4 protein-coding genes and 1 pseudogene are annotated in these 8,342 nt (G+C 66.6%); 2 read left to right on the plus strand and 3 right to left on the minus strand.

Annotated elements, in window-relative coordinates; translation table 11 throughout:
• Positions 1-9 precede the first annotated feature (9 nt).
• The gene (locus tag ABIB51_RS07780) at positions 10-2,229 is read right to left on the minus strand and encodes an NADP-dependent isocitrate dehydrogenase (RefSeq protein WP_354187100.1); all 2,220 of its coding nucleotides are present in this window, start codon (positions 2,227-2,229) and stop codon (positions 10-12) included.
• A gap of 266 nt (positions 2,230-2,495) precedes the next feature.
• Here ABIB51_RS07780 and ABIB51_RS07785 point away from each other — a divergent pair, with 266 nt between their 5' ends.
• Positions 2,496-3,521, plus strand: coding sequence for a trypsin-like serine peptidase (locus tag ABIB51_RS07785; protein ID WP_354187102.1), 1,026 nt, complete (start codon positions 2,496-2,498; stop codon positions 3,519-3,521).
• 527 nt (positions 3,522-4,048) lie between these two features.
• Here ABIB51_RS07785 and purH read toward each other — a convergent pair.
• The gene (gene purH, locus ABIB51_RS07790) at positions 4,049-5,746 is read right to left on the minus strand and encodes a bifunctional phosphoribosylaminoimidazolecarboxamide formyltransferase/IMP cyclohydrolase (protein ID WP_354187104.1); all 1,698 of its coding nucleotides are present in this window, start codon (positions 5,744-5,746) and stop codon (positions 4,049-4,051) included.
• A 151-nt stretch (positions 5,747-5,897) separates the two neighbouring features.
• Here purH and ABIB51_RS07795 point away from each other — a divergent pair, with 151 nt between their 5' ends.
• Positions 5,898-7,250 carry an MFS transporter gene (locus ABIB51_RS07795; protein ID WP_354187106.1) on the plus strand — a complete coding sequence of 451 codons (1,353 nt, stop codon included), beginning with the start codon at positions 5,898-5,900 and terminating at the stop codon, positions 7,248-7,250.
• Between the two features lie 864 nt (positions 7,251-8,114).
• Here the strand turns inward: ABIB51_RS07795 and ABIB51_RS07800 are convergent.
• Positions 8,115-8,342 (minus strand): annotated as a pseudogene (locus ABIB51_RS07800) (IS110 family transposase); the annotation flags it as partial.

The following is an 8,342-nucleotide window of genomic DNA, read 5'->3' on the forward strand; positions in this document are numbered from 1 at the left end:
CGCAGGGATCTAGCCGAGCATGGACAGCACTTCGCTGAACTTCGCCGAAGGGCGCATGACGGCGGAGACCTTGTCCGCGTCGGGGCGGTAGTAGCCCCCAATGTCCACCGGGGAGCCCTGCACGGCGAGGAGCTCGCCGGTAATGGTCTCCTCGTTGGAGGTCAGCGCACCTGAGACGGCGGCGAAAGCCGCGGCCAACTCGGCGTCGTTGCTCTGCTGAGACAGTTCCTCGGCCCAGAACTTGGCCAGGTAGAAGTGGCTGCCGCGGTTATCCAGCTCGCCGGCCTTGCGCTTCGGGGACTTGTCCTCGAGCAGGAACGTGCCCGTGGCGCGGTCCAGCGTATCGGCCAGGATCTGGGCGCGGGCGTTGCCGGTGCTGGTGGCGAGGTGTTCGAAGCTCACGGCCAGGGCCAGGAACTCGCCCAGGCTGTCCCACCGGAGGTGGTTTTCCTTGAGCAGCTGCTGGACGTGCTTCGGGGCGGATCCGCCGGCGCCGGTCTCGAAGAGGCCGCCGCCGTTGATCAGTGGAACGATCGAGAGCATCTTGGCGCTGGTGCCCAGTTCCAGGATCGGGAACAGGTCCGTGAGGTAGTCGCGCAGCACGTTGCCGGTGACCGAGATGGTGTCCTCGCCCTTGCGGATGCGCTCCAGGGTGAAGGCTGTGGCCTCGTCCGGGGACATGATCTCGAGTTGCAGGCCCTCGGTGTCGTGGTCCTTGAGGTATTCCTCAACCTTGGCGATCATCCGGGCGTCGTGCGCGCGGCCCTTGTCCAGCCAGAACACGGCCGGGGTGGCGGAGGCACGGGCACGGGTGACGGCGAGCTTGACCCAGTCGCGGATCGGCACGTCCTTGGTCTGGCACGCGCGCCAGATGTCGCCCGGGGCGACCTGGTGCTCGATCAGGACGGTGCCGGCGTCGTCGACGATCTGGACGGTGCCGGCCGACTGGATCTCGAAGGTCTTGTCGTGGCTGCCGTATTCCTCGGCGGCCTGGGCCATCAGGCCGACGTTGGGGACGGTGCCCATCGTGGTCGGATCGAAGGCGCCGTGGGCGCGGCAGTCGTCGATGACCACCTGGTAGATGCCGGCGTAGCTGCTGTCCGGGAGGACGGCGAGGGTGTCGGCTTCCTGTCCGTCGCGGCCCCACATGTGGCCCGAGCTGCGGATCATGGCCGGCATGGAGGCGTCGACGATCACGTCGCTCGGGACGTGCAGGTTGGTGATGCCCTTGTCCGAATCCACCATGGCCAGCTCCGGGCCCTCGTTAAGGCCCTTCTTGATGGCTGCCTCGACGTCGCCGCGGATCTCCTCGGGGAGATCCTGGAGGCCGCTGAGGATGGAGGCCAGGCCGTTATTCGGGCTCAGGCCTGCGGCGGCAATCTGGGCGCCGTAGGCGTCAAAGAGCTCGGCGAAGTAGGCCTTGACGACGTGGCCGAAGATGATCGGGTCCGAGACCTTCATCATGGTCGCCTTGAGGTGGGCGGAGAACAGCACGCCCTCTTCCTTGGCGCGGGCCACCTGGGCGGCGAGGAATTCGTCCAGGGCGGCGGCACGCATCACAGTGCCGTCGATGACCTCGCCGGCGAGCACGGGGAAGGCCCGCTTGAGGACCTTGACCGTGCCGTCTTCCTTGACCAGCTGGATCTTGATGTTCGTGTCCGAGCCGATGACAACGGACTTCTCGTTGGAGCGGAAGTCATCGGCATCCATGTGCGCGACGTTGGTCTTCGACTCGGTGCTCCAGGCGCCCATGCTGTGCGGGTTCTGGCGGGCGTAGTTCTTGACCGAGAGCGGCGCGCGGCGGTCCGAGTTGCCTTCGCGCAGGACCGGGTTAACGGCCGAGCCCTTGATCTTGTCGTAGCGGGACCGGATGTCCGTCTCCTCGTCGGAGCTGGGGTTGTCCGGGTAGTCCGGCAGCGCAAAGCCCTGGGCCTGCAGTTCGGAGATCACGGCCTTCAGCTGCGGCACGGAGGCGCTGATGTTGGGCAGCTTGATGATGTTGGCTTCGGGCGCCTTGGCGAGCGCGCCGAGTTCAGCCAGGGCATCGCTGACGCGCTGCTCTTCGGTGAGGTAGTCGCCGAACGCGGCGATGATGCGGCCGGCTAGCGAAATGTCGCGGGTCTCCACTTCCACACCGGCCGTCGAAGCAAAGGCCTCAACAATCGGCAAGAACGAATAGGTTGCCAACATCGGCGCTTCGTCGGTGTGGGTATAGATAATCTTGGCCATTGCTCGGGCGTCTCCCTGAAGGTCTGCGGATATCCGGAATCGGGTGTTATCTCAACAGCTCTAACTTACCCGAGGTGACCGCCTTGCCGCCTACCGGCGTCGGCGGCCGGACGATCCATGACCCCGCAACACGCTCCACGATTCCGCGACACGCTATGACAGGAATTGACAAGAGGCTTTACTCATTCGTCAATTTGACGTAGTTTCATTCCCATCACAGCGGCCGCCACGGGTGGCCGTTCCGCATTCCACCGGTTAGGACAACCATGAGAACACCCAAGACTCTGGCCACCAGCCTTCTCACCTTCTCTGCGGCGGCACTGCTCGCCCTGAGCGCAGCGGGTGCGGCCACCGCCGCCCCCGCACCGGGAAAGGCGCCAACTGACACCTCGGGGGTCAGCAGCCACACCGTCACCGAGACCGGCACGGCGGACTACTGGACGCCAGAGCGCATGCGCGCTGCCATCCCCGGTGACGTCCTGGCCGACAAGGCCATGCAGCGCAGCAACAACTCCAAGGCTGCCCTGAAACGTCCGGTTGAAACGGGCGCCCCCAGCAAGATCGAGGCGGCAGCCCCCAGCAATGTGGAGGCAGCAGCCCCCAGCCTGCTGTCCAGGGATCTCCAGACCAAGGCCAACGCGAGCGAATCCCCCGTCCCGCGGATCGGCAAGGTCTTCTTCACGCTCGGCGGCGCCAACTACGTCTGCTCCGGCAACTCGATCTCCTCCGGGAACAAGAGCACCGTCTCCACGGCCGGCCACTGCGTCAACGAGGGACCGGGCGCCTTCGCCACCAAGTTCACGTTTGTCCCGGCCTACCTCAACGGCGCCGCACCCTACGGCCAGTGGACCGCCAAGGCCCTGTACGCCCCCACCCAGTGGAGCTCCTCCGGCAACATGCAGTACGACACCGGCTTCGCGGTAATGTCCACGCTCAACGGCCAGTACCTGTCCGACGTCGTCGGCGCCTCCGGCCTGCAGTTCAACGCGGCCCGCGGCCTCAGCTACAAGTCCTTCGGGTACCCGGCGGCTGCACCGTTCAACGGTGAGTCCCTCAAGAGCTGCTCCGGCACCGCCACCAACGATCCCTACAACCCCTCGTACATGGCACAGGGAATCCCCTGCAACATGACCGGTGGATCCTCGGGCGGCCCGTGGTTCATCGGCTCCAGCTCCTCCGGCTACCAGAACTCCGTGAACAGCTACGGCTACGGCAGCAACTCCACCACGATGTACGGCCCGTACTGGGGCTCGGTCATCCAGTCGACCTACACTTCGGCTGCCGCTGCCTAACCCAGCCTGACCAGCTTTTCGACGGCGGCCGCCCCACACCCCGGGGCGGCCGCCGTTGTCATGCGCCCGATCCCTGGCCACCAATGGACATGTCCTCCCCTGGCCCACGCGACCACTGGACATGCCCTCCCCTGGCTGCGGGGCTTGGACATGAACCCAATATGTCCAGCCCTCGGCGCGAAGAATGAGCATGTCCCCCGCACGATTGCCTGCTGCGCCCTGGCCACCTCTGGGCCTGTCCCCCACCCCAGCAACCAGTGGACATGTCCTCCCCGCACACCCGCGGCCACCGGACATGTCCTCCCGAGGGTGCGGGGCTTGGACATGAACCCAATATGCCCAGCCCTCGGCGCGAAGAATGAGCATGTCCCCCTCACGACTGCTTGCTGCACCTGGCCACCACTGGGCATGTCCCCTCGCAGCTGCGGGGCGTGGACAGAAACCGAATGTGCTCAGTCCTAGGCATAAAAAATGGACATGTCCTCCGGTGAGGGAGGACATGTCCATTCTTGGCGGAGCCTAGAACCCTAGTGGAAGAAGTGCCGGGCTCCCGTGAAGTACATCGTGATCCCGGCGGCGTTGGCTGCGGCGATGACTTCCTCATCCCGGACGGATCCGCCGGGCTGGACGACGGCGCGGACGCCGGCGTCGATCAGGATCTGGAGTCCGTCGGCGAACGGGAAGAAAGCGTCCGATGCCGCCACGGCACCGCGGGCACGCTGCGGGGCCCCGCTGGCATCGGCATTCGAGGCACCACCAGGGGCATCGCTCCCAACAGCGACATCGGAGCTGACGGAGACGCCCAGGGTGTTGGCGCGCTCCACGGCCAGGCGGCAGGAATCGAGCCGGTTGACCTGGCCCATGCCGATGCCCACCGCGGCACCGTGGTCAGCCAGCAGGATGGCGTTGGACTTGGCGGCGCGGCACGCGGTCCAGGCGAACGCCAGGTCCGCGAGCGTTGCCTCATCCGCCGCCTCGCCGGCGGCGAGGGTCCAGTTGGCCGGGTTGTCGCCGTCTGCGTCGACCTTGTCCGCCACCTGCACCAGCACGCCGCCGGAGACCTGGCGGATCTCGGACGGGTAGCGGCCGTAGCCCTCGGGGAGGGCGAGGAGGCGGATGTTCTTCTTCTTGGACAGGATCTCCACGGCCTCGGCCTCGAAGCCCGGGGCGATGACCACCTCGGTGAAGATGTCCGCCACGGTCCTGGCCATCCCGGCGGTGACGGTGCGGTTGGCCGCGATCACGCCGCCGAACGCGGAGACGGGGTCGCAGGCATGGGCCTTGGCGTGCGCGTCGGCGATCGGATCGGACGCCGAGGCGGAACCCACGGCCACACCGCAGGGGTTGGCGTGCTTGATGATCGCCACGGCAGGCTCGGCGAAGTCGAAAGCGGCGCGTAGAGCGGCGTCGGCATCGACGAAGTTGTTGTAGCTCATGGCCTTGCCGTGCAGTTGGTCGGCCTGGGCGATGCCGGCCGGGGCGGCCTTGTCCACGTACAGCGCGGCCTGCTGGTGCGGGTTTTCGCCGTAGCGGAGCACCTCGGAGCGCTCCAGCGAGAGGCCTGCGTAGGCGGGCCAGTCGATCACGCCGTCGCCGTCCTCATCGAGGAACTGGCTGGCGGTCCAGGTCGCCACGGCGTTGTCGTACGCGGCGGTGTGCGCGAAGGCCTTGGCGGCCAGCCGGCGTCGGGTCTTCAGGTCAAAACCGCCCGAGGCCGCTGCCTCCACGACCGAACCGTAGGAGGACGGATCCACCACGATCGCGACGGCGGCGTGGTTCTTCGCGGCCGAGCGGACCATCGCGGGACCGCCGATGTCGATCTGCTCCACGACGTCGTCCTGCGCGGCCCCGGACTTCACGGTCTCGACGAACGGGTATAGGTTCACGACGACGAGATCGAACGGCTCGATGTCCATAGACTTCAGGGTCTCCATGTGCGCGGCGACGCGGCGGTCCGCGAGGATGCCGCCGTGGACGCGCGGGTGCAGGGTCTTGACGCGGCCGTCGAGCATTTCCGGTGAGCCGGTGACTTCCTCGACTTCCTGCACCGGGATCCCGGCGGCGGCGATCTTCTTGGCGGTGGAACCGGTGGAGACGATTTTGACGCCGGCGGCGTGCAGGCCTGTTGCGAGCTCCTCCAGGCCGGTCTTGTCGTAAACCGAGATCAGCGCGCGGCGGATGGGAACACGGTCGATGGATACACGGTCAAGCTGCTTAAAGCTCACAAAAGTCTCCGTCTTATGTCGCGGCAGGGCCGCGGGTGGTGGGGATGGGGCCAGTTTATCGTGTCGGCGCGCCGGGCCTTCCCGCGCGCCGGACTATGAAGCGCACCGCACCCGCGGGCGCGGGCACGTAGAGTTTTCACAGGAGGCTGAGATGAACACTTACACCACTGTGCCGAGCGGCGAACAGGTGGTCCAGGAACTGCCGTGGCGCTGGAAGGTGCAAGGCCGGATCTTCCTGATCGGCGGCCTGGGCTTTATGTTCGATGCCTGGGATGTGACGCTCAACGGCATTCTCATCCCGCTGCTTTCCAAGCACTGGTCGCTGGCCCCGGGCGAGGCCGCCTGGATCGGCGCCTCGAACCTGATCGGCATGGCCCTGGGCGCCTTCATCTGGGGCACCATCGCGGACACCATCGGCCGCAAGAAGGCCTTCACCGCCACCTTGCTGATCTTCTCGCTCTTCACCGTGCTGGGCGCATTCTCCCCCGACTTCCTCTGGTTCTGCGCGTTCCGGTTCATGGCCGGGTTCGGCCTGGGCGGCTGCATCCCGGTGGACTACGCCCTGGTGGGCGAGTTCACGCCCCGCAAGCAGCGCGGCCGGGTGCTGACGGCGATGGACGGCTGGTGGCCGATCGGCGCAGCACTCTGCGGCTTCGTCTCCGCAGGCCTCACCGCGGCCTTCGCCGACTGGCGGCTGACCATGCTCGTGATGGTGCTTCCCGCGCTGCTCGTGTTCTGGGTCCGGCGCAGCGTCCCGGAATCGCCCTTGTTCCTGATCCGCAAGGGCCGCCGCGAGGAGGCCGCCAAGGTGATCGACGACCTCGTCGAAGCCACCGGCGCCGAGCCCCGCGCCTACAGCCTGCCGGCGGCCCAGGACGCGCCGCGGCTTTCCGCGGGCAGCGCCTGGACCCAGCTGCGCCTGCTCTGGCAGTTCGACTGGAAGATCACGACGGCGGCCTGGTCCCTGTTCTTCAGCATCCTGCTGGTGTACTACCTGTCGCTGACGTGGATGCCGCGGATCCTGATCGGCGCCGGCTTCGAGGAGTACAAGGCCTTCCTGACCACCGCTTCCATGGCCGCCGTCGGGCTCCTCGGCGTTGTAGTGGCCGCCCTCCTGGTGGAGCGGGTGGGCCGCAAGTGGATCCTGGCCATCACCGGGCCACTCTCCGCGCTGACCCTGGTGATCGTGGCCATCGTCGTGGACATCCCGACGGCGGCCGTTTTCTGGCTGCTGGTATTCGGCTTCGTGGTGCAGGTGGCCATCCCGGTGCTCTACGCCTATGTTTCCGAGCTGTACCCGACCGAGCTGCGCGGCTCGGGCTTCGGCTGGGCCTCGACGTTCTCACGGCTCGGCGCCGGCTTCGGACCGCTGATTTTCGCGGCGTTCCTGTGGCCCGAGCTGGGGCTGGCGACGTCCTTCGCCCTGGCCGGCGGGCTGGTGCTGGTCTCCGTGCTGTGGATGGCCTTCTTCTCCCCCGAGACGAAGCAGCGCCGACTCGAGTAACGCCGTCGGCCTTCCGGCCTCCTCCCCCCGTTGCGCTATCACTTGGGGTGCTTCTGAGCACGGCAAAGTCATACGGTCGTAGCAACGCTCTGATTGATGGAGCGTTTTATGGTCAAGTCTTTTCCTCCGAATGCCCGCACCGAGTTCGTTGACCTGGTGTGTGGCGGGATGTCGATTCTCGCTGCCGCACGGCGTGTCGGCGCGACGCATGGGACCGGGAGGAACTGGTGGGCCCAGTCTGGCCAGATGATGACTGTGAGCATGGGCGCCGTTGGGGGCCTTTCGGATCCGGCACCCACGGGGGAAGGTCCGGGTGGCCGGGCGTTGAATCTGGCGGAGCGGGGGATGATCCAGATGGGCCGGCGCGGCGGCCTCAGTTACACGAAAATCGGCGAGCCGATTGGTCGGGACAAGTCCGTGGCGTGGCGGGAGGTGGACCGCAACACCAGCGCGGACGGAGTGTATTACGCCTCGGTCGCTCACACGAGAGCGCATCAGGCCAGGCGCCGGCCCAAACCGTTGAAGCTCGTCGGGGACGAGGCGCTGTGCCGGCTGATCGCGGTGTGGATGGATGACGGGTGGAGCCCGAAACTGATCTCGGCCAGGGTGGCGTTCTACTTCGCCGATGATCAGACTATGCAGGTGAGCCACGAGACGATCTACCAGGCGTTATACGTTCAAACCCGCGGCAGCCTGCGGGCGGATCTGGCGGAGAAGCTGAGCCTGAAGCGCAAGCAACGCGTTCCCCACGCCGCGGACCGGCACAAGAACAGCCCCTACAAGAAGGCCTTCAAGATCAGTGAGCGGCCCGCCCGAGGTTCAGGACCGTGCGGTGCCAGGGCACTGGGAGTCTCAATGTTTCTGTCAAGCCGCTTGAGCGCTGCCAGACGGTGTGGGTTCCCGGTAGGTGGTGTGGTCGCGGAGCATGGCCCAGATGACGTTGATACGGCGTCGGGCGAGTGCGATGAGCGCCTGCTTGTGGGACTTTCCCTCGCTGCGTTTCCGGTCGTAGTAGGTTCTGGACGCGGGACTGTTCTTCAGGCTTGAGAGGGCGGCGAGGTAACAGGTCCGGAGAAGCCTGCGGTTGAACCG

The sequence above is a fragment of the Arthrobacter sp. UYCu712 genome (assembly GCF_040547005.1).
Classification (GTDB): domain Bacteria; phylum Actinomycetota; class Actinomycetes; order Actinomycetales; family Micrococcaceae; genus Arthrobacter.